The following is a 26,535-nucleotide window of genomic DNA, read 5'->3' on the forward strand; positions in this document are numbered from 1 at the left end:
ATCGCCAGCATAAACCGAGCGCCGCCCGGTAAATACCCTCACAGTCCCCCGAGGAACGATTCGCGCGTGTCGATTGTCGATCCGAAACGAAATCCAGGTCGCGATCGATCGGCGAGGACGCAGGGCGCCAGAGCGCCTACCCCACTGAAAGGCACGTACAGCAAGCGACGAATCCCCTGTCACTCTTGTGGAGTAGCCCCTCGCACCACCATTTCGCGACACAATGAGGCCCGGGTGTCGGACAGCCTTGTGCGACAGCCCGAGCTGCGGTCACCTCGACCAGAACGCGGCGGCCGCGACGATCAACGCAACGACTCGAACTCAAATGGAATTCAAAGACTATTACGCCATCATGGGGGTCGCGCGCGATGCCACGCAGGACGAGATCAAGCGTGCCTATCGCAAGCTCGCCCGAAAATATCATCCGGACGTCAGCAAGGAGGCGGACGCCGAGACCCATTTCAAGGAGGTCGGCGAGGCTTACGAGGTCCTGAAGGATCCCGAAAAGCGCGCCGCCTACGACCAGCTCGGGGCCGATTGGCGGGCCGGACAGGACTTCCGCCCGCCGCCGGACTGGGACCAGGGATTCGAGTTCCATGGCGGCGGCTTCACCCAGGCGGACCCGGACCAATTCAGCGACTTCTTCGAGACCCTGTTCGGCCGAGCCGGTTTCTCCGGCGCGCATCCCCACCAGTCGCGGCGCGAATTCCACGCCCGTGGCGAAGACTCGCACGCCAAGGTCCTGATCGATCTCGAAGACGCCTACCGAGGCACGACGCGCACGCTCACTCTCCGCCACACCGAACTGGGACCGGACGGTCGACCGCGCATCGCCGAACGCACGCTCAACGTCTCCATCCCCAAGGGCGTACGCCAGGGACAGCACATCCGGCTCGCCAAGCAGGGCGGTGCCGGTATCGGCCGAGGTGAGGCGGGCGACCTCTTCCTGGAGGTCGAATTCAGCCCGCATCCGCTCTATCGTGCCGAGGGCAAGAACGTCTATCTGACCCTACCGCTCGCCCCCTGGGAGGCCGCACTCGGGGCGACCGTGAAGGTGCCGACGCCGAACGGCGCGGTCGACCTGCGCATCCCGCCCGATTCGTCCGGCGGACGCAAACTGCGCCTGAAAGGCCGAGGCATCCCGGCCAAGGAGCCTGGGGACCTCTACGTGGTGCTGCAGATCGCACTGCCGAAGGCGGATTCCGAATCCGCCAAGGCCGCCTACGCCGCATTCGAGAAGGCGCTCGGATTCGATCCGCGCGCGCATCTGGGAGTGTGAAGGATGAGCAATACACACATCATCGAACTGCTCTCCGGCGAACTGCTGGAGGAAGAAAGGGAGCTGACCCTGGCGGAACTGTGCCGCGCCTGCGGGCTGCCCGCAGACCGGGTCGTCGAACTGGTCGAGGAAGGGGTCGTCGACCCGACGGGGCAGGATCCGACACGCTGGCGTTTCAGCGCCATCAGCATCCGGCGCGTGCATAGCGCACGGCGGCTGGAACGGGATCTGGGCGTCAACGCCGCAGGCGCCGCACTCGCCCTGGATCTGCTGGAAGAGCTGGAGCGACTGCGCGCGCGGCTGCAACGGCTCGAAAACTGAGGAAAGACCATGAGTGACACGCTTCACATCGTTTGTCCTGCCTGCGACGCGGTCAACCGCATCCCGGTCGCACGGCTCGGCGAAGGCCCCAAATGCGGCAAGTGCCATGCCCCGCTGTTCGCCGGGCATCCAACCGAGCTGACGACAGCGCGGTTCCAACAGCACATCGAACGCAGCGACATCCCCGTCCTGGTCGATTTCTGGGCGCCCTGGTGCGCCCCCTGCCGCATGATGGCCCCCGCGTTCCAGCAAGCCGCGACCCAGCTCGAACCTCGGGTGCGCCTGGCCAAGGTCGATACCGAGGCCGAGCAGGCGCTCGGCGCCCGCTACGGCATCCGCAGCATTCCCACGCTCGCGCTCTTCAAGAACGGCCGCGAGCTCGCGCGCCAGCCTGGGGCCATGGGGACGGCGGACATCGTGCGCTGGACGCTCGGACATCTATGACGAGACCCGGGAGCGCGGAGCGACGCTCGGCGCTCCCAGGAACCTCCGCAGTCGATTGCATCGTCCCGCACCACAGTCATACACTGCCGCCTGCATCGTCTTAGTGCCGCCATCGCTGGCGGCCGACCGCCCCGAGACCCGGGCGCACCTCCCCTGACCACACAGACCCACTGAAGACCATGTCATCCAGCCAGCCGATCGGTGTCTTCGATTCAGGAGTCGGCGGACTCACCGTGCTGAGTGAGATCCGCCGCGAACTGCCCAACGAGGATCTGCTCTACATCGCGGATTCGGGCCACGCCCCCTACGGCGACAAGCCCAAAGACTTCATCGAGGCCCGGGCGATCGCCATCACCGAATTCCTGATCGCGCAGGGCGCAAAGGCGATCGTGGTCGCCTGCAACACGGCGACCGGCGCGGCAGCACGGGTGCTGCGAACGCGTTATCCGATCCCATTGGTCGCCATGGAACCCGCCGTCAAACCCGCCGTGGAGCGGACCCGCTCCGGCGTGGTCGGGGTGCTGGCGACACGCCAGACCCTGGCCAGCCACAACTTCGCGGTCTTGCTGCAACGGGTCGGCCAGGGCGCGGACATCCAGCTACAGCCCTGCCCCGGCCTGGTCGAGCACATCGAGTCCGGTGACCGGGACAGCGACGCCATCCGCACGCTGCTGATGCGCTATCTCGCCCCGCTCATGGAGCGCGGGGCGGACACCCTGGTGCTGGGCTGCACCCATTACCCCTATCTAACCCCGCTGATCAAAGAACTGGCCGGCGATGGCGTGACCGTGCTCGACTCGGGCGCCGCCGTCGCGCGTCAGGTGCGCCGCCGTCTGGACGAGGCCGACCTGCTCGCACCCGCCGAGCGCAACGGCCAGGAACGATTCTGGACCAGCGGACAACCGGCCAGAATCCAACCCCTGATCGACCAGCTTTGGAACGCCGAGATCCGGGTGGAAAAGCTCCCCGAGACCATGGCCGAGCCTCACGCCACGCCCTTCCCGAACCTGGCCCTGCAACAGGCATAGGACACCGCCGACCGAACCGATCGGCTATCCTGTCCGGAATTCATCAGGCGAGACGGGATGCCATGGGCTGGAGAGTCGGCAGACAGATCGGAATCCTGGCACTGACGCTGCTGGCGCCGCTGCTCGGCACCGACGCGCGGGCGGACGAGCCCTGCCTCAAGATGGTCTTCGGTCGTTACTGCCTGGGCGGCGACGTCAACGCGATCCTGCAAACCGCGCCGCCCCCGCTCATCCGTCAGAACCAGGGCGACAGCCTGGCGCTGGTCTATCCCGACGGCGCCAATCGGCTCTACGTCCTCGCCTTCACCAACCGCATCTACAAAGTGGTGAGGGCCTACGACACCGCCACCCAACTGCGCTTCGACGACCTCTACAACAGCCTGCGCGAAAAATACGGACCGGGCGAAGACCGCAGCCGCTTCCCCGACTACGCCTCCACCCCGACCGCCCGACTCGCCTCCATCCGCCGTGGCGAGGGACGCGCCATCCACCACTGGACGGCATCCCCATCCTGGTTCATCGAACTGTCCTGGACCCGAGAGATGGGCATCTCGCTCGCCTACATCGCCACCGATCTCAACGCCCGACGCGCCGCTCAGGTCGAGGGCGGGCTTTGACATTCGGCTCGGAGCCCGCGTAGGGCGTAATAGCGATAGCGTATTGCGCCGCATGGTTGGCAGGCTGCTCACCTCAAGATTCAACAATCGGTGCATGCCCTCGCACGTCGAATGGCGTCTTTGTGCCACCAATCTGATAGACCTGTGCCAATGTTCTTTCGGCGCAATACGCTGCGCTATTGCGCCCTACGAACAGGCAAGGGCGGCACCGCTTGAGCTTGGTCTTTGGCATCCCAGCGGTCCGCTATCGGCGGTTCTTCCGACATCGGAGATCACGGCCCAGCTTTCCTCTCCCCGCGTGCGGAAGTCGCTCGCAGCAATGACCTGCCGAACCGACCAATCTTAGTCGGTTGCAGCCATAACGAAGACCCACAGCTCTCAGCTTGGCAACGGCGGTGAAGGACCGGCCAATCGCCCGATCGAAATGGCATCTATTCCACCCCACCACGCCTATCGAGCGGCTCGGCGATCAGGCTTGAGCCGGTTTTGTCGATTGCGGTGAGGCGCACGTCGCATAGCTGGTTGCTCGCGATGGGCAGACCTGGGGCGATGCGCACGGGCAGATAGTTGGGGGTGTAGCCGCTGCGGCCGACGTCGGGTGGCAGAACCGGCGGTCCCTCGAACAGCACCTGGGTGCGGGTGCCGATCTGTTCGCGCAGTCGGTCGAGACGCAGCGCATCGGCCAGGGTCTTGAGTTCCTGACAGCGCCGCTTGCGGGTCTCGGCGTCTACCCGATCCGGCAGCCCGGCCGCGAGCGTGCCGGCCCTGGGCGAGAAGCCGAAGACATGGATCTGGCCGAAACGCATCGTGCGGGCGAAGTCCAGCGTCCGGCACCAGTCGTCCTCGGTCTCGCCGGGGAAGCCGACGATGATGTCGGTGGTCAGGTTCAGATCGGGCACCGCCGCCCGGCCCGCGCCGACCAGTCGTGCAAACTCGTCCGTTTTGCAGCGGCGCGCCATGCGCTTCAACACCGCATCCGATCCGCTCTGCAACGGCAGATGCAGATGGGGCATGAGCCGACCGTCCTCGAACAGACGCCAGAAGCCCTCGGGCAGATCCCAGGGTTCGAGCGATCCCAGGCGGATGCGGGCGACATCGGTCTCGGCCAGCAAGCGCGCGATCAGATCGGCCAGATCGGTCCCCAGATCGCTGCCGTAGCCGCCCAGGTGGACGCCGCTCAGCACCACTTCTTGGATGCCGTTGCTCGCCAGCCGATTGACGCTCTCCAGCACCTCGGGAATCGGGCGGCTACGCTCCGCGCCGCGCGCCTGGGTGGTGATGCAGAAGGTGCATTGGTAGCGGCAGCCGTCCTGGACCTTGACGAAGGCACGCTGACGCCCACGGGTGAAGAGCGAGGCCGCCGGGTCGTCGATCGCCAGTTCGGGCATGGCCGGAATCGCCAATGCGGCGAGCGCGATCTCGACCAGCCGATCCTTGTCGCGGTTGCTCACGACCAGATCGACACCCGACTCGCGGGCCAGGGCCTCGGCCTCAAGCGCCGCCAGACAGCCGCTGACCACCAGACGCGCCGCCGGGTTGGCGCGATGGACGCGGCGCAGGATCTGGCGCGACTTGCGGACCGCCTCCTGGGTGACGGCGCAGCTGTTGATCACCACCAGATCGGCCGGTTCGCCGTCCCCGACGATGCGGAATCCGCGACGCTCGAACTCGCGGCTCCAGCCTTCGAGTTCCGCCTCGTTGAGACGGCAGCCGAGCGTTTCGAGACGCACGCCGCTTGGGGTGGATGGGAAAGACGCGGAGCGCCGACCCTCGAACTGCACGGACATTAGGCGACCGCCGTGCGCCCGTCGCCCGGCATGGCGGGAGGTGGCAGCGGAGTCGGCGAATTCTGATGCAGCACCAGCCGCCAGCCGTCGACGTCTCGACGGAAGACGTTGGTGGCATAGATGGGCGGAGGCACCTGAACCCCCGGCGCGGCGGCGACACGCTCCTCGACCAGATGGATAGCCAGGTCGCCATTCTCGATCCAGCCGAGATGTCTCACCTGCAGATCGAAGCGCCCCCCCTGCTCGAAGAGGGTCCGCCACAGGAGCGGCACCTGTGCGCCGATCGCCATCGGGGTCATGGGCAGCAGACAGGCGATCCCGTCCTCCGCGTCCCAGATGCGGGACATCGCCTCGACGTCCCCGGATTCGAGTGCGTCGTAATAGGCGTCTTCGGCATCTTGCGGTGTTTCGTAGGTCATGCGGAGGGGTTCCTCGTCGCGGGCAAAAGGCTAAGTTGAACCGCAAAGACGCAAAGAGCGCAAAGGATTTCGGTCTTTTGCTTGGTCGCGAGCCGGCACTAAACGGGGAATGCCTCCGGGTCTTTGCGGTTCCAGTCTCTAAGGTCGAGCCGGCCAGCCGCCGTTCGGGGCGGCCGTGCGCGGGATGCTGACCTGGATGACGCCGTCCTCGATCTCGGTGGACATGGCCGAGAGATCGGCGTCGCCCGGCAGACCGACCCGGCGGCTCGCCGTGCCGTGCGAGAGACTGTAGCTGCTCGCGTAGCCGCCATTGAGCAGTTGATTCTCGCGGTCGACGCGGCGCTCGGTATCGTAGCGTATCAACAGGCCCTGCCCGGCGGGACGGACCTCGACCGCATCGGGCGCGATGTTCTGCAGGAGGACATCGACGACATAGACATCGCCGCGCATCGCGCGGCGGATTTCGAGGCGAGGCCAGAGCGAGAGGGTTCTTTGCGGGAGTCCCTCGGGCAGGGTGCGCGCCTGCGGCACGGATGGCGCGGACCGGACACCCGGCACGCCGGGAGGCTGCGGCACGACGCCAGGCGTACCCGGATATCCCGGCCATGTGGGACCATAGAAGGGCACGGAAAAGGGACTCTGGGGCTCGGGATAGCCATAGGGTGCTGGACCGTAGGGCGTCCAGGCGAGGGACAGGCCAGGCATACCGAGCAGGACGACGGCGATCGGCAGGATCTTGCGCATGGGCGACTCCGAATAGGGCTGAGATGGACGCATGGGCGAGACTCGGAACCGCCCGCTGGCGGCTCCCCCCGCTGAAGTATAGGTTGACCGTTCTCAGAGACGCACCCGCCAGGTCGGGCGGTCCTGGTCGTCGATCAGCCCCTCGGCCAGCAGCCAGGCGCGGGCGTCCTCGGCATCGCGCTCGAACCAGTCCCGCGTCGAGCCCAAACGAAAGCTGTAGCCCCAGGCGTCCATGTCGGCGAACAGACGCGCGCGGCCGACACCGGGAATGGCATCGGCCAGCAGCACCTGGAGATAGCAGACCGCGTTCTCCTCGGCATCGTCGCCACCGGCATCCGTGTGCAGCCGCTCGCGGCGACTCCGATCGAGACAGATCCAGTGACAGGCCTCGTGCAGGATGGAATGCAGCGGCGTCGCGGGCTGCGCATAGAGACAGTCGCCGACCAGACCGGCCTCCGGGTCGCCCCAATAGGAGCCTGGAATGGGCGCATCCTGGCTCACGATCCGGAAATCGAGCCCGAAACGTCCAAGCAGTTCACGGACGATCCCTTCCTCGGCGAGAATGAACACGCGCGCCCTCCCCTTCATTTCGATTCGATGCGACCCACGGCCATGTCAAACAACCCGCTCTACCAGTTGCTCGCCACCACCGACTTCGCCTGGCGGCGCGAGCCCATCCAGCCACCGCGACTGACCAACATCCAGTGGCGCGCCGATCGCTGCGATCCGGGCTCCATCCTCTTCTTCCAGCGCTTCGACGACGGCCGGAGCGACCGAGAGATCCTTGAGCGCTATCTCGCCCGCAGCGCCTGCTCGGTGCTGGTCGTCAACCGCATGCTGGACTGCTTCGACCGACTGCCCGGCAAGGCGATCTATGTCACCCGTCGGGGCGAGTGGGCCGAGACGGTGAGCCGTTTCTGCGATCTCGCCTATCCGCTGGACACCGCATCGGTCGACTTCATCGGCGTCACGGGGACCAACGGCAAGACGACGACGGTCAAGTATCTCGAATCCATCCTCTCCGCGCACGGACGGCGGGTGCTCTCGATCGGCACGCTCGGCGTCTTTCTCAACGGCGCACGCCTGACCGAGACCGGATTCACCTCGCCGCCTCAGATCGAGCTGCGCCGTCTGCTGCATGCCCATCGGGAGCGCTACGATCTGGTGGCGATGGAGGCCAGCAGTCACGCACTCGATCAGGGCCGGGTTCATGGCATCCCCTTCCAGAACGCGGGCTGGACCAATTTCACCCAGGACCATCTCGACTATCACCACGACGAGGCGGCCTATTTCGACGCCAAGGCGCGCATCCTGGACCTGATCCCGCCGGACGGCCGGCTCTATTGCTCCAGCGCGGCGGTCGTCGAGCGTCTGCAGAAACGCGGCGCGCCCAGGGTGGCGGTCGAGCTGCTGCATCCGGATCCGCTCCCGTCCGAGGCGCTCGCCGCCAAGCCCTTCCTGGCGCTGGAGTACAACCGCCAAAACTATGCACTGGCGTGCGCGCTGGCGGACGGGGTTCTTGGCGATGGCGAGACCGAGAACCCGCACTGGCGTCATCTGCAGGCGGTGGACGGGCGCTTCGAGTGCCAGGTGGTCGGCAACCGCACCATCGTGATCGACTTCGCCCACACGCCGGATGCGCTCGACACCATCCTGCGCGCCATCCGCGCCGGCTTTCCGCAGTCGCGCGTTCTCACGCTGTTCGGCTGCGGCGGCGACCGCGATCACGGCAAACGCCCGCTGATGGGGGCCGCTGTCGCAAGGTACTCGGACCAAGCGATCGTCACCTCGGACAACCCGCGCACCGAGGACCCGGCGGCCATCGTCGCCGACATCCTGACCGGCATGCCCGAGGAGGGACGCGAGGTCATCCTCGACCGCGCCGCCGCCATCGCCCATCTGTTCGACTGGCTGGACGCCCGTCCGGCCGAGGAGCCTTGGGTCGCCCTGATCGCCGGCAAGGGACACGAGCGCTATATCGACCGCGACGGACACAAGGTCTATTTCAGCGACCAGGACGAGGTCGCGCGCAATCTGCGACGTCTGAACTGGGGCTGACGAACGGCATCGCCACGAACCCACGAGGACAGGAGAAGCCCGCATGCGCCGACTCTATTCCATCCCCGCCGGGCTGCTGTTGGGGATCCTTCTCGCCCTCCTCGTCCCGGCCGGCGCGCCCTATGTCGCCTGGCTGGGTCAGATCTTCGTCTCGCTGCTCAAGCTGCTCATCCTGCCGCTGATCCTGGTCTCCATCTATGCCACGATCTCGGGCTCGGCCGATCTGAAACAGATCGGCGGACGCGCCCTGCTCTACTACCTCTTCACCTCCACGATGGCGGCGAGCCTGGGCACCCTCCTTGGCCTGACGCTCTCCCAGGACATTCCGCCCGGACTGCTGGACCTGGAGCAGGTTCCCACGAGCGGGGCGGGCTTCAGTCTGGACTATCTGATCGGCAACCTGATCCCGACCAACCTCTTCGCCGCGTTGGCCGAGGGCAACGTGCTGCAGATCGTCTTCGTCGCGCTGGTGGCGGCGCTGGCCTCGCGACACATTGCCGAATCCCACCGAACGACGCTGATCGGTGGCGCCCAGGCGCTGGACGCGCTTCTGATGCAACTGCTGCAAGGGGTGCTGCGCGGGGCGCCGATCGGAATCGCGGCGCTGGTCTATGCCAGCCTCGCCGGGATGGATTGGGACGGGGTCTTCGAGCTGCGCGCCTTCGCCTGGGCGGTCGCGCTCGCCGCCGGACTGCATGCGCTGGCGGTCCTGCCGGCTCTCTATCGCGTGCGCACCGGGCGCTCGCCCTGGGCGTTCATCCTCGCCTGTCGCGCACCGCTCACGACAGCACTCTCCACCGCATCCAGCTCGGCAACCTATCCGGTCTCCAAGCAGGCGCTGGAATCGGCCGGCATCGGCGAGCGCGTCACCAGCTTCACCCTGCCGCTGGGCGCGACGCTCAACATGGACGGCTCGGCGCTCTACCAGTCGATCCTGCTGATCTTCATGTCGCAGCTCGCCGGCGCCGACCTGAGCGTCGCCCAGGCCATCTTCATCGTCCTGCTGACCATGGCCTCGTCCGCCGGAACGGCCGGCATTCCGGGCGGAGGAATCGCCATGATGGCCTTCATGCTGGACCTGCTCGGACTGCCCCAGACCTATCTGGCGCTCTATCTGGTCGTCGACCGCTTCTTCGACTACCCCATCACGGCGATCAACGTCTGGGGCGACCTGATCGTCGCCGCCGTGGTCGACGGGGATCTTGCCAAACTGGGTGCAGCGCAGCGAAACCCAGGAGACCTCAACACCGCTGCCAGACCAAGCTCTTGCCGGAAGCCGACAGGATGTGAATGACAGCCCTGGATAACGCGATACACTCTGATGCATGTCGACGACTTGGCCTCCAGCGACCGCGATGTCAGCACAAAGATTCCCGAGTTCACGATGGCTCCTCGCGCTTGCGCTCGGCGGGCTGCTCGCAACGGCCGACGCCAGCGCTGCCGACGACTGCCGACAGGGTCGCGAGGCGCATGTCTGGACCGCCCCGCTCAATCCCCAACCGGGCGATCCGCTGGAGGTCTTCGCCATCGCCACCGACGGCCAACTGGAACAGGTGCTGATCACGGATCCGGACGGACGCCAAACACGTCTGCGCACCGAGGCCCACGGCGGACCGCCCTGGAGCCTCTATGGAACGCAGTTCAGGCCGGTCGCCGGAACCTACCGGGTCGAGGCCGGACGCTACGGTCAGGTCGCGGCCTGCGCCGAGGTGACGGTGGGGGGACGGGACAACCGGCGCGAACAGGCCGACTGGGATCTGCCGACCGAGGCGCTCTACTCGGCCTGGATCGAGCATCTGTTCGCGGCCCCTCCGGACGCCTCGGTGAGCTTCGACTCGCTGGGACCGGTGCTGGGCGACCCGACGCGCAACTTCCTCTTCAACTATCTCGGCGAGAACGAGGACAATCGGCTCACGGCGGAACCGGACTGCGCCGACCTCCCCTATTTCCTGCGCAGCTATTTCGCCTGGAAGCTGGGCCTGCCCGTATCCTATCGATCCTGCTCGCGCGGCAGCCGCAACGCGCCCCCAAGCTGTCGATCGCCGATCATGGAGAGCCGCTTCACGGGCGACCCGGTCCCGCTCGACACCTTCAGCGACTCGGCCCGCAGGCTGGTCGATACGGTACATTCGGGCAGCGCGCGCACCGCCCTGAACGCCGAATCGACCGATTTCTATCCGGTTCCGCTCGATCGCAACGCGCTCTGGCCCGGAACCCTCTACGCCGACCCCTACGGTCATGTGATGATCCTGGTCGAGTGGGTTCCGCAACGCGGCGGACAGAGCGGAATTCTGTTCGCCGTCGACGCCCAGCCGGACAATTCGGTGAGCCGCAAGCGCTTCTGGGAGGGAACCTTCCTCTTCGCCGACACGCCCTCGGCCGGACCCGGATTCAAGACGTTTCGGCCACTGGAGCGAACCGCAACCGGGTCGCGGCTCCTGTCCAACCGGGAGCTGGACGGGCGCAACGGCCTACCACGCTTCTCGCTGGAACAGGCATCGCTGACGCCGGACGATTTCTATGCCCGCGTCGAGCGGCTGATCAATCCATACGGACTGGACCCGCAGGCCGCCTACAGCGCGACCCTGGACGCACTGATGGAGCAAATGCAGACTCGCGTGAGCTCGGTCGACAACGGCGAGCGGTACGTCCGGGCGCATCCGGGAGTCACCATCGCCATGCCCTCCGGTCCGGCCATCTTCGAGACCACCGGCCCCTGGGAGGACTACGCGACCCCATCGCGCGACATGCGCCTGCTGATCGCCATGAAGGTGCTCGAAGCCCTGCCCGAGCGGGTGCGCCGCTATCCGAATCTCTATCGGCTGAATGGAGAGACGCCCGAGGGCGCCGCAGCGCGCATCGAAAGGCTTCACGAGCAGAGCCTGGAGGCGAATTCGATCAGCTACCGACGCAGCGACGGCAGCGACTGGCGCCTGACGCTGGGAGACATCTATCGGCGCCGCGCGGGACTCGAGGTCGGCTACAACCCCAACGACTGCATCGAGCGACGCTGGGGCGCAACGGCAGACAGCCCGGACGCAGCCACGTGCCAGCGTCGCGCACCGCGCGATCAACAGGCCAAGATGGAATCCTATCGAGCCTGGTTCCGCGATACCGTCAGACCGCCCCGCTGATACAGCGATCATCGCCAGGCAATACAGCGCCTGGCCCCATTCCAGCCAGCACGCGATACGGAGTCGAACAGGTGCCGACCCTCAACAGTTCCCGAATCAGGGTCACGGCGGCAACGACCAGCCTGCTCTGCCTACTGGTGCTCGGCTGTGCGGCCCCGCCGCCCGGCGAGACCGGGGGAGGCGGATCCGGGTCGACCTGGGCCGGACGCCCGATCGGCGCACCGCCCTCGCCCAACCCTCGACTCCGGCAGCGCATCATCGATCGCGCCCTAGGCGAATGGAACTACTTCGGCCGCCAGACCATCGTCTTTCAGGGCGACGACGAGAGCATGCCGCACGTCGGCTATTGGGAGGATGACGACGGCTCCCACAGCCGGCGGGTCAACAGCTACTGGCGCGCCGCCGGAGAGCCGGGCCTGGACGGCATGGACTGTCAGAAACCCTGGTCGGCCGCCTTCATGAGCTGGGTCATGCAGAGCGCCGGCGTTCCCGAAAGCCAGTTCTCGCGCTCCATCGCCCACTGGGTCTATCTCGCGCGCATGGTCGACGCCGCAGCAATTCCCGGCCGTTATTTCGTACCGCGACGCCTCAAGGACTACAGCCCGAAGCCGGGCGATCTGGTCTGTGCCTCCCGCAACCCTGCGCGCGTCTTCAGCTCGGACGTTTACGTCACCTCGCGCATGCTGTATAGCCTCAGCGCGCACTGCGACCTGGTGGTGAGCAAGCAGGGGCGGACACTGGAAACGGTCGGAGGAAACGTCCGCAACTCGGTCTCCAAAAGCCGCTGGGAACTGGATCCTCGCGGCCTCGTAAAACCCAATAAGCGCCGCCCCTGGTTCCTCATCATGGAGAACCGCCTCTGACCGCTATCCAGCGGACAATCGCCTTCAGAGGTCGAAGCTGGCCCAGACCGGACAATGGTCCGAGGGCTTTTCCATGCCCCGGATCTCGTAGTCGATGCCGACGTCGAGCAGACGCTCGCGCAACGGGGCCGTGACGAGCAGATGGTCGATGCGCAGGCCATGCTTGGGATCGCGATCGAAACCACGAGACCGATAGTCGAACCAGCTGAAACGATCGGCGGACTCGGGATTCAGGGCGCGGTAGGCATCGATCAGACCCCAGTCAGCAAGCGCCTGGAACCAGTCGCGCTCCTCGGGCAGAAAGCTGCACTTACCGGTCCGCAGCCAACGCTTGGCGTTGTCGGCACCGATGCCGATGTCGAGATCCAACGGCGCCACGTTCATGTCGCCGATCACCACCAGATTCTGGTCGGGCGTGAAGGATTGGCGCAGATAGTCGAGCAGGTCGGCGTAGAACTTGCGCTTGCCGGGAAACTTGACCGGATGGTCGCGACCTTCGCCTTGCGGAAAATAGCCGTTGATAACGCTGATCTCACCACCGCCCGGCAGGGCGAAACGCCCCATGATCAGCCGCCGCTGGGCGTCTTCCGCATCGCCTGGAAACCCCTTGACCACCTCCAACGGCTCCATCTTGCTCAGAAGAGCGACGCCATAGTGGGACTTCTGACCATGGAAATGGGTCGCGTAGCCAAGCCCCCGCGCCCAATCGAGCGGAAATTGATCGTCGGCGACCTTGCTTTCCTGGATACCGACGATGTCCGGGTCCCGCGACGCCTTCAGCGCCTCGATCTGGTGGGGACGGGCACGAATGCCATTGACATTGAACGAGACGATCTTGAGCAACTTGAGCCACCTCCGGCAGTGCCAATTCGCGGGCAGGCTAGCATGAGGTGCCCGGCGCTCCAAACGACCTGCTGAGAATGAACCGAAGGGGCGCTATGTTCAGGTCCATTAAAGTTCATTAATATAGATAGAGACTCTCGATATATTCAGGATTGATCGGGCTCGACCCTCGCCCGCTGGCGGGCCGCGCCCCAAACCGACGCGATGACCGAGGCACGCCCTCAGAAGGCCCGGCATCCCTCTCTCGACCAGGACAGCTCCCCCGATATGATGAAGCCGTTTCGCTCGCTCGACATGAACGAGTTGGCCCGTCAGTCGCTCGACGCCTCGGCCAAGGCCGTGCGCGCGATCGATTGGTCCTGGCTGACGCCCTACAAAACCTGGCTGCCCGGCGTCGGTCCGCGCGATGTCCGGGCCGATCTGCTCGCCGCATTGACGGGCGCGATCGTAGTGCTGCCGCAAGGCGTCGCCTTCGCCACCATCGCCGGCATGCCGCCCGAATACGGGCTCTACGCGAGCATGATCCCGGCCATCATCGCGGCCTGGTTCGGATCCTCCCGCCATCTGGTATCGGGTCCAACCACGGCGGCCTCGGTCGTCCTCTTCTCGACCCTATCCACCATGGCGGTGCCCGGCACCCCGGACTATGTCGCGCTGGCGCTGACGCTAACCTTCATGGTGGGCATGCTGGAGCTGATACTGGGCTTCGCCCGTCTGGGCGCTCTGGTCAACTTCATCTCGCACTCGGTCGTGGTGGGATTCACCGCAGGGGCGGCGGTACTGATCGCGGCCAAGCAGATCAAACACTTCTTCGGCATCGAAATGGACAGCAGCGGACATCTGCACGAGATCATGTTCCATTTCGGCCGGCATGTGCTGGAACTCAATCCCAGCGCCACCCTGGTCGCGGCAGCTACGCTCGCCCTGGGCATCGCCTGCAAGGTCTGGCTGCCCAAGATTCCCTACATGATCGTCGCACTCATCGGCGGCAGCCTCCTGGCATTGGGACTGAACCACTGGCTCGGCCCGCAAACGACCGGCATCGCCACGGTCGGCGCCTTGCCGGCGACCCTCCCGCCCCTGTCATCCCCCTCGCTGACGTTCGAGCACATCCGTCAGCTGGCGCCCTCGGCGCTCGCCGTCACGCTCTTCGCGCTCACCGAGGCGGTCTCGATCGGGCGCGCGCTCGGCGCGCGCGGCGGCTACCGCATCGACGGCAACCAGGAGTTCATCGGACAGGGGCTCTCAAACCTCGCCGGATCCTTCTTCTCGGGCTACGTCGCGACCGGATCCTTCAACCGTAGCGGCGTCAATTACGAGGCCGGCGCCCGCACACCGCTGGCCGCCATCTTCGCGGCCTTCATGCTGATGGCGATCGTTCTGCTGGTCGCGCCCTATGCCGCCTTCCTGCCGAAGGCCGCGATGGCCGGAATCCTGTTCCTGGTCGCCTGGGGTCTGATCGACCTGAAAGAGATCGGACATATCCTGCATTCGTCCAAGCGAGAGACCGCCGTCCTCGGCGTCACCTTCTTCTCGGCAGTGTTCTTGGAGCTGGAGTTCGCCATCTTCGCCGGCGTCCTGCTCTCGCTCGTGCTCTATCTGGAACGCACCTCCAAGCCGCGCATCGTCACCATGGCGCCGGATCCCCGCCTGCCGAACCACGCATTCGGGGAAGACCCGGAGACTCCCCAGTGTCCGCAGTTGCGCTTCCTGCGTATCGACGGCTCGGTCTTCTTCGGCTCGGTGGCACACGTCGAGCAATATTTCGATCGTATACGCGCCGAGCATCCGCAACAGAAGCACCTGGCGGTGTTCGCCAACGGCATCAACTTCGTCGATCTACAGGGCGGAGTAGCGCTGCGCAACGAGATGACCCGACGCATCGACGCAGGCGGAGGCATGTATCTCATCCACGTCAAAGAGGGGCTCTGGAATGCCCTGGAGAGCTGCGGCTGTCTCGACGCCACGGGCGGACGCAACGTCTTCCAGGCCAAGACGGCGGCGATTCGCGGTATCTATCAGAAGCTCGACAAAAACGTCTGCGCCACCTGCACGACGCGCATCTTCCGCGAGTGCAACGCATGAGCATGCGCGCCATGATCCTCGCCGCCGGACGCGGCAACCGCATGCGTCCCTTGACCGACCATTGTCCCAAGCCACTGCTGCGCGCCGGTGGCAAGCCGCTCATCGTGCACCACATCGAGCGCCTGGCGGCGGCGGGCATCCGCGATTTGGTGATCAACCACGCCCACCTCGGCGAACAGATCGAAGCGGCGCTGGGCGACGGTTCGGCGCTCGGCGTTCGCATCCGCTACTCGCCGGAGGGCGAGGCACTCGAAACCGGAGGCGGTATCTTCAGGGCGCTCCCGCTGCTCGGCCCGGAGCCCTTTCTGGTGGTGAACGGCGACGTCTGGACCGATTGCCCGGTGCCGGAGACCAGGCTGGCCGAGGGCGATCTCGCCCACCTGATCCTGGTGGACAACCCTCGCCATCACCCGGCGGGCGACTTCGCGCTGGAGGACGGACGGGTCCGACCCGAAGGGTCTCATCGCCTCACCTTCAGCGGAATCGGCATCTATCACCCGGATCTCTTCGTCGATTGCGTTCCCGGCGCCTTCCCGCTCGCCCCACTGCTGCGCGATGCCATGACGCGAGATCGGGTCGGGGGACGGCATCACAGCGGGCTCTGGTTCGACATCGGAACGCCCGAGCGCCTGGCCGACCTGGACCGCATGCTGACCCAGGGCTGAGGCCCGAGACAGGCCCCGATCCGGCTGCGACAGCTACAGGACTCGACCATACTGACTGGGAGTCCAACCGATCTCGGGGGAGCGCATGGGTCAAAACATCGCCGAATCGCACTTCTGCGAACGGGATTTCACCGAGTTCTCGGCGCGACTGCGCCGTGAAACACGTCTGCTTAAGCAGTGGTTCGAAGCACCCCTGTTCGAATCCGATCGGCCCACGATCGGATTCGAAGCCGAGGCATGGCTGATCGACGCCGACGGATCGCCCGCGCCCAAGGTGGAGACGCTGCTGGACTCGCTCGCCGACCCGCTGATCGTCCCGGAACTCGCGACCTTCAATATCGAGTTCAACGGCACGCCCGCCGCGCTCGACGCGGACGCCTTCTCGCGACTGGCCGCCGAACTCGACGCCACGCTCGCGCGCACCAACCGCGCTGCCGCCAGCGCGGATATCCGGGTCGCCCTGATCGGCATCCTGCCGACGGTTCGCCAGACGCATCTGACGCTCGGCGCCATGACGCCGCGCAAACGCTATCGCGCGCTCAACGAACAGGTCTTTTCGCTGCGCCACGGACGCCCGATGCGCCTGCTGATCGAGGGACGCGATCGCCTGGATCTGAACTGGCACGATGTCATGCTGGAAGCAGCGGCCACCTCATTCCAGGTCCATCTCAAGGTCTCTCCCGCCGAGTCGGCACGGGTCTACAACGCCTCCAAGATCCTGAGCGGCCCCATGGTCGCGATCTCGGCCAACTCCCCCTTTCTGTTCGGCCATGACCTCTGGGAAGAGACCCGTATCGCGCTCTTCGAGCAGGCGGTATCGGTCGGTGGGGCGGTGCTCCAGGAACGCGTCAATTTCGGTTTTCGGTATGCCAAGCAGTCCATCCTGGAGACCTTTCAGTCCAACGTCGACCGCTACCCGGTCCTGCTCCCCCAGCTCATGGACGAGCCGCCCGAGCAACTGGCCCATCTGCGACTGCACAACGGCACCATCTGGCGCTGGAATCGCCCGCTGATCGGGTTCGACGCGCACGGCACGCCCCATCTGCGCATCGAGCACCGGGTCATGCCATCCGGCCCGTCGGTGCCCGACGTCATCGCCAACATGGCACTCTATGCCGGTGCGGTACGCTCGCTGGCACGGGAAGAGCCGGCGCCGGAATCGCGACTCATGTTCCTACACGCCCAAAAGGGATTCTACGATTGCGCGCGTGACGGATTGGACGCATCCATCCCCTGGCTCGACGGGGCCGAGCTGCCGGTGTGGCGCATCCTCGCCGAGGATCTCATCCCACGGGCACGGATCGGCCTCGCCGCGCTCGGGATCGACCCGGCGGAGATCGCGCATTGGCTCGGGATCGTCGAGCAACGATTGAGCCGCCGCCAGACCGGCGCCCGATGGCAGCGGGCCTGGGTGGCCAGACACGGACCCGACATGGCCGGCCTGTTGGAGTCCTATCTCGAACATCAGCGAGCAGGCCGCCCGGTTCACGAATGGACACTGGACGGCTCGGCGTGAGTCCCGGGAGCTATCCGATCGACGCCTTCGACGAGTAGACTGCCGAGGTGGAATCGTCCGTCGCCCCTTCTTCATCATCGCGCCCTTGGCGCCCTGCGTGGTGGGCCGGCTGGCTGCACCTGCCGCTCGCGCTTTTCGCCATGCTGCCCTATCTGGATCTCGCGCTCGAACGCCGACCAGGCTGGCCCGAGTACGCCATCGGCATGACCCTGCTCGGTCTTTTCCTACTCGGCGTTTTCAGCCCCAGGCTTCAGGCGTTCGGTCCCGTGCTGTGCGGCCCTCGACCGGGGGTGCGACCCAGGGTCGCGCTCACGTTCGACGACGGACCGGACCCGGAGACGACCCCCAGGGTGCTCGATGCGCTCGGCGAGCATCGCGCCACCTTTTTCGTCATCGGCGAGAAGGCCAAGCGATACCCGGAACTGATCGCCGCCATGCGCGCGGCCGGCCATCAGATCTGTAGTCACGGGATCCAGCACTCATGGTCGCTCGTGGTTTCGCCCTGGCGGGCACGAAAACTGACGCTCGGCGGCCTGCGCGCACTGAGCTGGCTCGGAGTTCGAGGTCGGCGTTTTTTTCGCGCGCCCTACGGGCTCATGACGCCGCCCCTGATGTCGGTGCTGCGCGAAACTGGGATCACGCCGGTCGGCTGGAGTCTGCGCTCCTGGGACAGCATCCACCCTGGCCCGGCGGACGACTTCGCGATTCGGCTCGCCCAACGCGCCCGCAATGGCGACATCATCCTGCTGCATGATGCCCCCGAGCATCCGGGCGGAAGGCGTCCGCTCGGCATCGAGGCGACCGCCACGCTGGTGCGCGCGCTCACGTCCAGGGGATTCGATCTGGTGACGGTCGAGACGCTCTATCGAGGCGATGGGCCGGAAGACCCTCTGAAGACGGGAACAACGACCATTGGCGAGCGAACGGCGCGCAGATCGCGCAGCGCGCGTCGCAACGGAACCGCCCGAATCCAAACAGCGGCGGGGGAACGCGCCTTGGATCGCGACCGTTTTGCACGAACTCCTTGAGCCAATATCCATGCTACAAGAATTCGACCGACTGCCCGAAGGGCTCCTCGATTGCGACAGCCGTCGACTGGCCGAGCAGCTAGGTATGCCAACCTTAATCCATCTCTCCGGCGCCCGAGAGCCCGCGCTCTTCGTCTCGGTGCTCATGCACGGAAACGAAACGGTCGGCTGGGATGCCATGCGTGAGCTCTTGCGCGACCGACTGACGCGATTCGGCGAGCTGCGTCTGCCCCGTTCACTGAGCCTCTTTATCGGCAACGTTACGGCAGCCGCCTGTGGCGTACGCCATCTTCCCGGACAGCCAGACTACAACCGGGTGTGGCCAGGCAGCGACCTGGAGCCCTGCATCGAGCAGGAACTCATGGCCCGGGTCACGGAGATCATGCGCCAACGGGGCATTTTCGCCAGTCTCGATCTGCACAACAACACCGGCATCAACCCGCATTACGCCTGCGTCAACCGGGTCGAAAATCCGTTTCTTCGACTCGCGATGCTCTTCGGCCGAACCCTGGTCTATTTCACCCATCCCACTGGCGTTCAGTCGATGGCCATGGCCGCGCTCTGCCCGGCGGTCACGGTGGAATGCGGCAAGGTCGGCGACCGGCGGGGCATCGAGCATGCACGACGTTTCGTCGATGCGGCGCTGCATCTGACCGAACTGCCCGATCATCCGGTCAAGCCCCAGGATATCGACCTCTTCCATACCGTCGCACGCGTGAAGGTCCCCGAGACGGTGCGCTTCGGCTTCGCCCCCGCCGATGCGGACCTGCTGCTAGACCCGGAGCTGGAGCGATTCAATTTCCGCGAGCTGCCGTGCGGAACGCCCTTCGCCAGGCTGCGCAACGGCGAGGTACGTGGATTCGAGGTACGGGATACGGAGGGAGCGGATGTCGGCGAGCGCTATTTCCGCATCGAGGATGGCGAGATCCGTCTGCGACGGCCCATGATGCCCTCCATGCTCACGCTCGACGAGACCGTCATCCGCCAGGATTGTCTCTGCTATCTGATGGAGCGCTACGCGGGAGGGCTTCCAGAACTCAGCCGATGACCTCGCTGGCCTGCTGGTCGGCATGGTAGGAAGAGCGCACCATGGCGCCGCTGGCGACGTTGACGAAGCCCATGCGCTCGCCCTCGACGCGCAACGCCTCGAACTCGTCAGGGGTCCAATAGCGCACCACGGGAAGGTGATCGCGCGACGGCTGCAGGTATTGCCCGAGGGTCAGCATCTCGCAACCGTGCGCGCGCAGGTCGCGCATCACCTCCAGCACCTCGTCGCGCTCCTCGCCGAGCCCTAGCATGATGCCGGACTTGGTCGGAACCCCTGGATAGCGTTCCTTGAATGCCTTGAGCAGGCCCAGAGAGCCGGCATAGTCGGCGCCGGGACGGGCCTGGCGATAGAGCCTGGGCACCGTCTCCAGATTGTGATTGAAGACGTCGGGCAGCGCGCCCTCTCCGGCAAAGCAGTCCAAGGCGATCGCTTCCCGACCTCGGAAGTCCGGAACCAGGATTTCCAGACGCGTTTCTGGATTCTTGACCCGCACGGCGCGCAGACAATCCGCGAAATGTCCGGCCCCGCCATCGCGCAGATCGTCGCGGTCGACCGAGGTGATGACCACATAGCGCAGCCCCATCAGGGCGACCGACTCGGCCAGATGCCCGGCCTCCTCGGCGTCGACCGGACTCGGCCGACCATGGGCCACGTCGCAGAACGGACAGCGGCGCGTGCAGACGTCACCGAGGATCATGAAGGTGGCGGTGCCATGATTGAAGCACTCGCCCAGATTGGGGCACATGGCCTCCTCGCAGACGGTCGCGAGCTTGGCCTCGCGCAACAGACGCTTGATGCGCTGTACGCCTGGCCCGACCGGCGCCTTGGCGCGGATCCAGCTCGGTTTGCGTAGCGGCTCGGCGGAGGGCGCAACCTTGACCGGGATGCGAGAGAGCTTGTCCTTGCCGCGTTGATGGGTCTCGGGATTTGCCCGCGAGGGCGCGTTCAAGGTCGGTCGTTCTTCGGACATGGATGGCCTGGATAGCGAATCTTGGATGCCCCTTAAGATGGGGATGACGCGCCCGAATCGGGATGGGCAAGAGAGGACGTCACCCAAACTCCGATCCGGACGGGGACTCAGTTGGGGAAGAGTCGCTCGATCAGCAGATGAAACCAGGGCGTGAACCAGTCGGGATGCATCCGCAGGGCGCGCCGAATCGCGGGGATGGACATCCAGCGCCAGGCACCGATCTCGGAGGGGTCGGGACGGGGATCGCCCGCATGGACGCCATAGAAGATGTGCAGATATTCGTGCTCGATCAGCCCGGAGGACTGGTCCTCGGCGCGATACAGCATCTGCTCGCGCTCGGCGAGCGGGACGCGAATGCCGAATTCCTCCTTCAGACGTCGCCCGGCCGCCACCGAGCTCGACTCTTCCGGACGCGGATGGCCGCAGCAGGTGTTGGACCAGCGGGTCGCGAAGTGATATTTGCAGTCCGCGCGACGCTGCAGCAACAGACGATCCTCGGCGTCGAACACCAGGATGGAGAAGGCGCGATGCAACTGACCTTCGCGATGCGCCTCGAACTTGCCCGCCGTCCCCAGAGGGCGATCCTGCTCATCGACCAAGATCAGCTGTTCCAGTGACTCTTGCTGGCTGAGCCGTTCGAGCTCGTCGGCCGCCAACGGTGGAACGATTCTGGCGCTCAACAGTCACCTCCAGCGTCTTTCCCATCCAATCGACCGATCACCATCACGTTCGGCGCCCCCCAAATGCCGTCATCGCGGCCTCCAGTTCGGTATGTGTTTTCGCCTGCTCGTCGAGCGATATGCCCACAGCGATGGCGTCCCAGGCCTGCCGAATGCTCATAGCACCGCCCTTGGGTCCCATGGGGTGTCCAAAGACGCCGCGACCGGGGACGAAGCCGAAATCGACCGTCCCGACCTTGTCGTGGAGGGTCTTCAGCGTCCCCGCCCAGTCGCTGCCGCCGGGCACCGGGAGACTGCGCTTCATCTGCCCCATCGGTGCCAGACAGGCATCTACATTGGCCAGCACCTCCTCGTCAGAGGTATGCATGCGCTCGCCGAAGCCTGGCATGATGATGGAGTCGAATCCAGCCAAACGCTGCAGTTTGGAAAAGACCCGCGAATGGATGCCAAAGTTCCCCAACCGACTGAAGGGCGCGATGAAGGGAAAATGCGCGATCAGCGGAACGCGCGCATGCTTGCGCAGCATTCTAACCGCGCTCAGACCGACCGGCATGGCATTGATCAGCAGCGCATTGGCGCCGTTTGCGACCGCAAGATCGTGCTGTTCGATGAGACGATCCACCTCGTCGGTGATGTTGGCGAGATAGATCTTGGGGGTTCCGGTCTCGGCCTCGGCGCGACGGCGCGCATCGCCGAGCAGGCGCGAGCGTTCCTGCAGCGGGCACCAATCGGTATCCCCCAGCATCTCGTCATCCTTGGCGATATCCAGACCGCCGAGCCAGCTCTGATAGCCGAGGTCGCTGAAGACATCGGGCGGCAAACCGATGTTGGGCTTGATGACGCCGAAGAAGATGGGGCGATCGTAGGCCTGAAGCATATCCCGAATGCCCTCCACGCCGAATCTCGGTCCCTCGAAATGGGCGAGATAGGCGTCCGGGAAATGGACATCCAGCAGCTTGACCACGGCCGCGCCCGGCGAGAAGAAGGTCCCCTCGCCGCATACGGCGCTCAACAGGTTCGGGATGCGCGGACCGAAATTGCCATGCGGATGGGCAATGGTGACCCGACAGGCATGCACCGGCTCGCCTTTGGCGTTGCCGATGCCGTAGCTGAAGTCAGACTGCGTGCCCAGCACCTCCAAGCCGATGACCCGGGCGCCGAATCGCGGCCTCAGATCCTCGCTCGAACCGACCCGGCGCCACTGCGCCGTCGACTGCTCGGCACAGAAATGCGCGGCGGCAAGTTCGGGATCTCCGGCGCATTCCAGATAGTATTCGAGTTTGATATAGGCGTCGGAGTCCAACGCCTGCGGATCGGCGAAGAATCCCGCCCAATCGCTCTCTTGCATGCCTCAGGATTCCCCTGCGATCTGGATTCTTAGCTGCCGCTGGTCGCGTGGACCATCCAGCTCGATGAAAAAGATGGATTGCCAACCACCTAAGAGCAGTTCGCCATCCGCGATCGGGATGATCTCGGAGGCGTTCATGAAGAGGCCGATCAGATGCGAATGCGCGTTCGGCCGACCGTCGACAGGATCCCGGTCGTGGCGGTAGCCGACGCCTGGTGGCGCGACGCGGGAGAGGAAATCCAGCATATCCTGCTGCAGCATCGTCTCGCGCTCGTTGAGGGCGACGAAGGCAGTGGTATGGGATGAGGTCAGGATCAGATGGCCGTTGCCGACCGGATGCGCCTTCAGCGCATCGCGCACCCTGTCCGTCACGTCGATGATCTGGATCGGAGCGCTCGTCGGGATAACCAGGCTTTCGCAGTGAAATCGCATCGGACAGCGCTCAAATGAAAACGGGCGGGGTATGCTGCGCATTCCCCCCGCCCGTCGAGTTCCTTAGCCCCAAGTTCACTTGGCGACTGGCAGAGGGGTAATCTGTGCGGCAGCCTCTGCGGAGATCGGCGGACCCTGAAGGAAATCGTAGTAGGACGAGCTGACCATCAGGATGTAGTGGATCGCGAATGCGAGCACAAGCAAGAAGGCCGCCAAGCCCATGATCGCCATACGCGGGTCGAAGACCAGCCAAATCTTATGCATCTAGATGTCTCCTGAACGAAACACGGGACGCCGGTTAGGTACCGGCCTCCCGTCTTTATTTCCACCCGAGGGCGGAAGCTCGGCAATTACAGCCAGGGGCGCCAGAGCCAAGCCAGGATGTGTGCGATAACCACGATTCCGAAAAACATGGTCATGCTCTGGGTGAAGATGCCATGGAACTCTTGAGCTTCAGCCTCGGTCAGTCCAGTCATGCTCTTATCAGCCATTGAATTACCCTCAATTTCTCTTCTTAGGCCTGTTGGCCATTACCGCGAACTTCCCCGCGGCGAGGAATAGGATGGTGCGTCAGAGACGACTTAAAGCACGTCTCGGACGCCGCCTAGCCCAGCGCGTGACTCAGGAGCCACTCAGCCAGTTGAAGGCCGGGCTGCTGAGCAGGATGAAGTGGATCAACAGCGCCAGCACGAACAGGAACCCAAACAGGGCAACCAAGGTTCTACGCGGATCGAAAATCTGCCAGATCTTATGCATGTGTATTCTCCGGTCTCTTACTGGTGGGCGCTGCTATAGCAACAATCGCCCGATCGGTCAACAACACTAAAAACCCAAGGCTGTTACAGCCAAGGACGCCACAACCACACGAGGATGTGTGCAACGACGACAATCCCCGTGAACGCGACGAAACTGGACACGAAGATGCCATGGAATTCCTTGGCCTCATCCTCTGTTAGTCCAGACATCGAGCGGTTCTCGCTAGCCATTAGATGACTCCTTACAGATCGTCAGGATGGCTCTACGAATTCGACACTAAGGCCATTCTCACTCTCTCCGCAACCACGCTTTCCTCAAGGGGTCACCTTGGCTGCGGCTTCGAACCGGCGCCACGCGCATCCATCGCTGGCGCCACTCTGGCGTCCCTGCCAGCAATCGGGTCCCAGACTACAGCTTTTGTGGAGCTGGAGCTGCGGCCTCGACTGGAGCCGGTTCCACAGGGGCAGCCGCTTCAGGCGCTGCCGCCTGCGTGGGGCCTTGGAGAGCCGGATAGTCCTTCATCATCTGCGCTGCATAGAGCGGCTTGTAAGCGCCCTGGTGGCAGGTCATACAGCTGATCTTGAAGGGATCGCCGTAGGGACCCTTACGCGATGCCGGCAGCACGTCGTTCAGAGGCCAGATGTAGTTCTGGTTCATGTCGCGAACGTGGCGGATAGCGTACCAGGCGGTGGTCCGTTTCGGAGTACTCTGATCCCAAGCGTAGAACGAACGGGTGTTATGGCAGAAGGTGCAGTTGACGCCGAGTGCGTCGGAGATCTGCATCATCAGACCATAGGTCCATTCGGCCTGCTTGAGCGAGGTCTTGTTACCCTCGGGCAGAGCAGTCTCGCCGATGACCCGAATCTCGTTCGCCTGATCGAGGAACGGGGTATAGGGGTCGTATGGCAGAGCCGCGTAGGCCACAGTGGACGCACCATAGTTCTGACCGGTCGGTGTCATGCCAGAGGGCTGACCCGGACCCGGATCGGTGGTCCAGACATACTTCGGCACGGGATTGCCGCGGTGACAGGTGTAGCAGGTCACACCGGTGTTGGCCACGTGCTTCTTCCAGTCCGCGTTGGTCGCACGGACCATCTCGAACATCCGACGGGATACCTTCTTGGTGTAGATATCGTCGGAGGCCCAGTTACCCGGAACGTGGCAGTAATTACAGCCTTCCTTCGGCGAAACCCAGGTGGTCACGGCAACCATGGTCCGGGTGAACTCGGCGACCGTCAGATCGCCAAGGACCTGGACGTTCTCGTACACGTCGGAAACCTTGGGACCGCCGGGAGCCGCAGCCGGAATGGCGGCGGGCGGAAGGTTCTCCTTGATGGAGGCCTCCAGCAACCGTGGGTTGTAGTTCACCTGCATGGCAAGACCGCGATAGCCGGTCTGCACGATCTCTGGCGCCGGACGCTCGCAGCCGAAAAGGACTACCGAAGCGACCAGAGCGACAAAGGGTACTGATGCGCGCTTTCCGATCTTCATTGCGACACCCCCGTCAGATATGGGTTCTCAATTGTCACAGTGCTCGGATAGCTCGGAGCAACACCGTGCTTCACCGCCCAGAGATACCAGTTCTCGACCACAGTTCCGGTCAGGAGGATGCCGATACCAGCGGTGATGACGGTCAGAACCGCAAACCACCAAGCCCAACGGTGGATCGACTCCATGGAGGCATTGAAGCCCATGGTCCAGCGCCAGAAGATTGCCGCGCGCTCAGCAGCGGTACCACGATCGACGATCTGATCGATCTCGCGGTCGCCACCAAAGCGGCTCACGGAGAGGATCGTCGCGCCGTGCATGGCGAACAGCAGAGCCGAACCGTACAGGAAGGCGATCGACAGCATGTGGAACGGGTTGTAGTACAGGTTGCCGTAACGGATCGAGAAGGCAGCCGTCCAGTCGAGGTGCGGGAAGATGCCGAACGGTACGGCCTCAGCCCAGCTTCCCATCATCACCGGGCGGATGAAGCCCAGGCTCAGATAGAAGAAGATCGCCGCAGCGAACGCCCACGACAGGTGCTGGTTCATCCCGAGCGCTTCAGCGCGCTTGTAGGTACGAACCCACCAAAGAATGATGGCCATGGTCAGGAAGAATCCTGCCATCAACCACCAACCGCCCTCGGAGAGAGGCGGAATGCTCAGACCGTACTGAGGAGCAGGTGGCTCCAGCGCAAGCCAGAAGAAATGCTTGACGAACTGAATGACGTTCCAGTCCACCGACGCCAACATGTTGAAGCCGATGATGAACAGGGCCACGAAACCGAAAATCAGAGACAGCGTCCCGGTGAAACCAAGGTAGAGCGGACCGATCTGTGCGTCACCGATCTTCCCAAGCCAGTAGGAGAAAATGGGCTTGCCAATCCGCGGCAGATGGCCTTTCGGCAACGGCACTCCGGGATAAGCCGGAGAGCGCACCTGCACGCTGGTAAAAATATTTTGATATTCAGGCATTGTAGTCTCCT

General features: G+C 64.7%; 29 protein-coding genes. 14 read left to right on the plus strand and 15 right to left on the minus strand.

Annotated features, from left to right (window positions below; translation table 11 throughout):
* Nucleotides 1-325 precede the first annotated feature (325 nt).
* The 5 genes from ACFSJC_RS17120 (at nucleotide 326) to ACFSJC_RS17140 (ending at nucleotide 3,689) form a co-directional block, all read left to right on the plus strand.
* Entirely contained in the window at nucleotides 326-1,279 is a 954-nt protein-coding gene (locus tag ACFSJC_RS17120) for a DnaJ C-terminal domain-containing protein (RefSeq protein ID WP_386028414.1), read from the plus strand.
* Nucleotides 1,280-1,282: 3 nt separating this feature from the next.
* On the plus strand, nucleotides 1,283-1,600 hold the full coding sequence (locus ACFSJC_RS17125; RefSeq protein ID WP_386028415.1) for a chaperone modulator CbpM: 318 nt from the start codon (nucleotides 1,283-1,285) through the stop codon (nucleotides 1,598-1,600).
* A 9-nt stretch (nucleotides 1,601-1,609) separates the two neighbouring features.
* Nucleotides 1,610-2,044 carry a thioredoxin TrxC gene (trxC, locus tag ACFSJC_RS17130; protein WP_386028416.1) on the plus strand — a complete coding sequence of 145 codons (435 nt, stop codon included), beginning with the start codon at nucleotides 1,610-1,612 and terminating at the stop codon, nucleotides 2,042-2,044.
* 179 nt (nucleotides 2,045-2,223) lie between these two features.
* On the plus strand, nucleotides 2,224-3,072 hold the full coding sequence (murI, locus tag ACFSJC_RS17135; RefSeq protein ID WP_386028417.1) for a glutamate racemase: 849 nt from the start codon (nucleotides 2,224-2,226) through the stop codon (nucleotides 3,070-3,072).
* A gap of 62 nt (nucleotides 3,073-3,134) precedes the next feature.
* The gene (locus tag ACFSJC_RS17140) at nucleotides 3,135-3,689 is read left to right on the plus strand and encodes a hypothetical protein (RefSeq protein WP_386028418.1); all 555 of its coding nucleotides are present in this window, start codon (nucleotides 3,135-3,137) and stop codon (nucleotides 3,687-3,689) included.
* Between the two features lie 431 nt (nucleotides 3,690-4,120).
* Here the strand turns inward: ACFSJC_RS17140 and mtaB are convergent, their stop codons facing one another.
* The 4 genes from mtaB to ACFSJC_RS17160 all read right to left on the minus strand — a co-directional run bounded on the left by mtaB (nucleotide 4,121) and on the right by ACFSJC_RS17160 (nucleotide 7,209).
* Nucleotides 4,121-5,476, minus strand: a complete 1,356-nt coding sequence (gene mtaB / locus ACFSJC_RS17145; RefSeq protein WP_386028419.1) for a tRNA (N(6)-L-threonylcarbamoyladenosine(37)-C(2))-methylthiotransferase MtaB — start codon at nucleotides 5,474-5,476, stop codon at nucleotides 4,121-4,123.
* Nucleotides 5,476-5,895, minus strand: coding sequence for a YybH family protein (locus ACFSJC_RS17150; protein WP_386028420.1), 420 nt, complete (start codon nucleotides 5,893-5,895; stop codon nucleotides 5,476-5,478). The genes mtaB and ACFSJC_RS17150 overlap by 1 nt, the downstream gene beginning before the upstream one ends.
* A gap of 138 nt (nucleotides 5,896-6,033) precedes the next feature.
* Nucleotides 6,034-6,672, minus strand: coding sequence for an Hsp20 family protein (locus ACFSJC_RS17155; RefSeq protein ID WP_386028421.1), 639 nt, complete (start codon nucleotides 6,670-6,672; stop codon nucleotides 6,034-6,036).
* A gap of 60 nt (nucleotides 6,673-6,732) precedes the next feature.
* Nucleotides 6,733-7,209, minus strand: a complete 477-nt coding sequence (locus ACFSJC_RS17160; protein ID WP_386028422.1) for a hypothetical protein — start codon at nucleotides 7,207-7,209, stop codon at nucleotides 6,733-6,735.
* A 42-nt stretch (nucleotides 7,210-7,251) separates the two neighbouring features.
* On the opposite strand from ACFSJC_RS17160, the gene ACFSJC_RS17165 reads away from it, so the two are divergent.
* From ACFSJC_RS17165 to ACFSJC_RS17180, 4 genes are all read left to right on the plus strand, one after another.
* Nucleotides 7,252-8,697, plus strand: coding sequence for a Mur ligase family protein (locus ACFSJC_RS17165; RefSeq protein ID WP_386028423.1), 1,446 nt, complete (start codon nucleotides 7,252-7,254; stop codon nucleotides 8,695-8,697).
* Nucleotides 8,698-8,740: 43 nt separating this feature from the next.
* Entirely contained in the window at nucleotides 8,741-9,991 is a 1,251-nt protein-coding gene (locus ACFSJC_RS17170) for a dicarboxylate/amino acid:cation symporter (protein WP_386028424.1), read from the plus strand.
* Between the two features lie 61 nt (nucleotides 9,992-10,052).
* On the plus strand, nucleotides 10,053-11,831 hold the full coding sequence (locus tag ACFSJC_RS17175; RefSeq protein ID WP_386028425.1) for a hypothetical protein: 1,779 nt from the start codon (nucleotides 10,053-10,055) through the stop codon (nucleotides 11,829-11,831).
* Nucleotides 11,832-11,902: 71 nt separating this feature from the next.
* On the plus strand, nucleotides 11,903-12,694 hold the full coding sequence (locus tag ACFSJC_RS17180; protein WP_386028426.1) for a DUF2272 domain-containing protein: 792 nt from the start codon (nucleotides 11,903-11,905) through the stop codon (nucleotides 12,692-12,694).
* Between the two features lie 24 nt (nucleotides 12,695-12,718).
* Here the strand turns inward: ACFSJC_RS17180 and xthA are convergent, their stop codons facing one another.
* Nucleotides 12,719-13,537 (minus strand): exodeoxyribonuclease III, encoded by an 819-nt coding sequence (gene xthA / locus ACFSJC_RS17185; protein WP_386028427.1) that lies wholly within the window; start codon nucleotides 13,535-13,537, stop codon nucleotides 12,719-12,721.
* Nucleotides 13,538-13,831: 294 nt separating this feature from the next.
* Between xthA and ACFSJC_RS17190 the strand changes: the two genes are divergently transcribed.
* From ACFSJC_RS17190 to ACFSJC_RS17210, 5 genes are all read left to right on the plus strand, one after another.
* Nucleotides 13,832-15,622, plus strand: coding sequence for a SulP family inorganic anion transporter (locus tag ACFSJC_RS17190; protein ID WP_386028579.1), 1,791 nt, complete (start codon nucleotides 13,832-13,834; stop codon nucleotides 15,620-15,622).
* 2 nt (nucleotides 15,623-15,624) lie between these two features.
* On the plus strand, nucleotides 15,625-16,287 hold the full coding sequence (gene murU, locus ACFSJC_RS17195) for an N-acetylmuramate alpha-1-phosphate uridylyltransferase MurU (protein WP_386028580.1): 663 nt from the start codon (nucleotides 15,625-15,627) through the stop codon (nucleotides 16,285-16,287).
* An 85-nt stretch (nucleotides 16,288-16,372) separates the two neighbouring features.
* Nucleotides 16,373-17,803 carry a glutamate-cysteine ligase family protein gene (locus ACFSJC_RS17200; protein WP_386028428.1) on the plus strand — a complete coding sequence of 477 codons (1,431 nt, stop codon included), beginning with the start codon at nucleotides 16,373-16,375 and terminating at the stop codon, nucleotides 17,801-17,803.
* A 47-nt stretch (nucleotides 17,804-17,850) separates the two neighbouring features.
* Nucleotides 17,851-18,831 (plus strand): polysaccharide deacetylase family protein, encoded by a 981-nt coding sequence (locus ACFSJC_RS17205; protein WP_386028429.1) that lies wholly within the window; start codon nucleotides 17,851-17,853, stop codon nucleotides 18,829-18,831.
* Between the two features lie 10 nt (nucleotides 18,832-18,841).
* The gene (locus ACFSJC_RS17210; RefSeq protein ID WP_386028430.1) at nucleotides 18,842-19,879 is read left to right on the plus strand and encodes a M14 family metallopeptidase; all 1,038 of its coding nucleotides are present in this window, start codon (nucleotides 18,842-18,844) and stop codon (nucleotides 19,877-19,879) included.
* On the opposite strand, the gene lipA is transcribed toward ACFSJC_RS17210, so the two are convergent.
* From lipA to pufM, 10 genes are all read right to left on the minus strand, one after another.
* Nucleotides 19,869-20,849 carry a lipoyl synthase gene (gene lipA / locus ACFSJC_RS17215; RefSeq protein WP_386028431.1) on the minus strand — a complete coding sequence of 327 codons (981 nt, stop codon included), beginning with the start codon at nucleotides 20,847-20,849 and terminating at the stop codon, nucleotides 19,869-19,871. The two genes, ACFSJC_RS17210 and lipA, sit on opposite strands and share 11 nt — an antisense overlap.
* Nucleotides 20,850-20,956: 107 nt before the next feature.
* The gene (gene idi, locus ACFSJC_RS17220; RefSeq protein WP_386028432.1) at nucleotides 20,957-21,529 is read right to left on the minus strand and encodes an isopentenyl-diphosphate Delta-isomerase; all 573 of its coding nucleotides are present in this window, start codon (nucleotides 21,527-21,529) and stop codon (nucleotides 20,957-20,959) included.
* Between the two features lie 43 nt (nucleotides 21,530-21,572).
* On the minus strand, nucleotides 21,573-22,877 hold the full coding sequence (locus ACFSJC_RS17225) for a RuBisCO large subunit C-terminal-like domain-containing protein (RefSeq protein ID WP_386028433.1): 1,305 nt from the start codon (nucleotides 22,875-22,877) through the stop codon (nucleotides 21,573-21,575).
* 3 nt (nucleotides 22,878-22,880) lie between these two features.
* Nucleotides 22,881-23,309, minus strand: a complete 429-nt coding sequence (locus ACFSJC_RS17230) for a secondary thiamine-phosphate synthase enzyme YjbQ (RefSeq protein WP_386028434.1) — start codon at nucleotides 23,307-23,309, stop codon at nucleotides 22,881-22,883.
* A 75-nt stretch (nucleotides 23,310-23,384) separates the two neighbouring features.
* Nucleotides 23,385-23,573 (minus strand): light-harvesting antenna LH1, alpha subunit, encoded by a 189-nt coding sequence (pufA, locus tag ACFSJC_RS17235; protein WP_007039471.1) that lies wholly within the window; start codon nucleotides 23,571-23,573, stop codon nucleotides 23,385-23,387.
* 86 nt (nucleotides 23,574-23,659) lie between these two features.
* On the minus strand, nucleotides 23,660-23,800 hold the full coding sequence (gene pufB / locus ACFSJC_RS17240) for a light-harvesting antenna LH1, beta subunit (protein WP_007039472.1): 141 nt from the start codon (nucleotides 23,798-23,800) through the stop codon (nucleotides 23,660-23,662).
* Nucleotides 23,801-23,930: 130 nt separating this feature from the next.
* Complete coding sequence (gene pufA / locus ACFSJC_RS17245; RefSeq protein ID WP_164453631.1) at nucleotides 23,931-24,065, minus strand: light-harvesting antenna LH1, alpha subunit; 135 nt, start codon at nucleotides 24,063-24,065, stop codon at nucleotides 23,931-23,933.
* An 83-nt stretch (nucleotides 24,066-24,148) separates the two neighbouring features.
* Complete coding sequence (pufB, locus tag ACFSJC_RS17250) at nucleotides 24,149-24,295, minus strand: light-harvesting antenna LH1, beta subunit (RefSeq protein WP_007039474.1); 147 nt, start codon at nucleotides 24,293-24,295, stop codon at nucleotides 24,149-24,151.
* Nucleotides 24,296-24,473: 178 nt separating this feature from the next.
* On the minus strand, nucleotides 24,474-25,556 hold the full coding sequence (gene pufC, locus ACFSJC_RS17255; RefSeq protein WP_386028435.1) for a photosynthetic reaction center cytochrome PufC: 1,083 nt from the start codon (nucleotides 25,554-25,556) through the stop codon (nucleotides 24,474-24,476).
* Nucleotides 25,553-26,524, minus strand: a complete 972-nt coding sequence (gene pufM, locus ACFSJC_RS17260) for a photosynthetic reaction center subunit M (protein WP_386028436.1) — start codon at nucleotides 26,522-26,524, stop codon at nucleotides 25,553-25,555. The genes pufC and pufM overlap by 4 nt, the downstream gene beginning before the upstream one ends.
* Between the last annotated feature and the right edge of the window lie 11 nt (nucleotides 26,525-26,535).

Source organism: Thiorhodococcus fuscus (assembly GCF_042682685.1).
Lineage (GTDB): Bacteria > Pseudomonadota > Gammaproteobacteria > Chromatiales > Chromatiaceae > Imhoffiella > Imhoffiella fuscus.

Coding starts and splice junctions, on each gene's coding strand:
- ACFSJC_RS17120 (WP_386028414.1), top strand. CDS start 326: ATGGAATTCAAAGACTATTACGCCATCATGGGGGTCGCGCGCGATGCC.
- ACFSJC_RS17125 (WP_386028415.1), top strand. CDS start 1,283: ATGAGCAATACACACATCATCGAACTGCTCTCCGGCGAACTGCTGGAG.
- trxC (WP_386028416.1), top strand. CDS start 1,610: ATGAGTGACACGCTTCACATCGTTTGTCCTGCCTGCGACGCGGTCAAC.
- murI (WP_386028417.1), top strand. CDS start 2,224: ATGTCATCCAGCCAGCCGATCGGTGTCTTCGATTCAGGAGTCGGCGGA.
- ACFSJC_RS17140 (WP_386028418.1), top strand. CDS start 3,135: ATGGGCTGGAGAGTCGGCAGACAGATCGGAATCCTGGCACTGACGCTG.
- mtaB (WP_386028419.1), bottom strand. CDS start 5,476: ATGTCCGTGCAGTTCGAGGGTCGGCGCTCCGCGTCTTTCCCATCCACC.
- ACFSJC_RS17150 (WP_386028420.1), bottom strand. CDS start 5,895: ATGACCTACGAAACACCGCAAGATGCCGAAGACGCCTATTACGACGCA.
- ACFSJC_RS17155 (WP_386028421.1), bottom strand. CDS start 6,672: ATGCGTCCATCTCAGCCCTATTCGGAGTCGCCCATGCGCAAGATCCTG.
- ACFSJC_RS17165 (WP_386028423.1), top strand. CDS start 7,252: ATGTCAAACAACCCGCTCTACCAGTTGCTCGCCACCACCGACTTCGCC.
- ACFSJC_RS17170 (WP_386028424.1), top strand. CDS start 8,741: ATGCGCCGACTCTATTCCATCCCCGCCGGGCTGCTGTTGGGGATCCTT.
- ACFSJC_RS17175 (WP_386028425.1), top strand. CDS start 10,053: ATGTCAGCACAAAGATTCCCGAGTTCACGATGGCTCCTCGCGCTTGCG.
- ACFSJC_RS17190 (WP_386028579.1), top strand. CDS start 13,832: ATGAACGAGTTGGCCCGTCAGTCGCTCGACGCCTCGGCCAAGGCCGTG.
- murU (WP_386028580.1), top strand. CDS start 15,625: ATGCGCGCCATGATCCTCGCCGCCGGACGCGGCAACCGCATGCGTCCC.
- ACFSJC_RS17200 (WP_386028428.1), top strand. CDS start 16,373: ATGGGTCAAAACATCGCCGAATCGCACTTCTGCGAACGGGATTTCACC.
- ACFSJC_RS17210 (WP_386028430.1), top strand. CDS start 18,842: ATGCTACAAGAATTCGACCGACTGCCCGAAGGGCTCCTCGATTGCGAC.
- lipA (WP_386028431.1), bottom strand. CDS start 20,849: ATGTCCGAAGAACGACCGACCTTGAACGCGCCCTCGCGGGCAAATCCC.
- ACFSJC_RS17225 (WP_386028433.1), bottom strand. CDS start 22,877: ATGCAAGAGAGCGATTGGGCGGGATTCTTCGCCGATCCGCAGGCGTTG.
- ACFSJC_RS17230 (WP_386028434.1), bottom strand. CDS start 23,309: ATGCGATTTCACTGCGAAAGCCTGGTTATCCCGACGAGCGCTCCGATC.
- pufA (WP_007039471.1), bottom strand. CDS start 23,573: ATGCATAAGATTTGGCTGGTCTTCGACCCGCGTATGGCGATCATGGGC.
- pufB (WP_007039472.1), bottom strand. CDS start 23,800: ATGGCTGATAAGAGCATGACTGGACTGACCGAGGCTGAAGCTCAAGAG.
- pufA (WP_164453631.1), bottom strand. CDS start 24,065: ATGCATAAGATCTGGCAGATTTTCGATCCGCGTAGAACCTTGGTTGCC.
- pufB (WP_007039474.1), bottom strand. CDS start 24,295: ATGGCTAGCGAGAACCGCTCGATGTCTGGACTAACAGAGGATGAGGCC.
- pufC (WP_386028435.1), bottom strand. CDS start 25,556: ATGAAGATCGGAAAGCGCGCATCAGTACCCTTTGTCGCTCTGGTCGCT.
- pufM (WP_386028436.1), bottom strand. CDS start 26,524: ATGCCTGAATATCAAAATATTTTTACCAGCGTGCAGGTGCGCTCTCCG.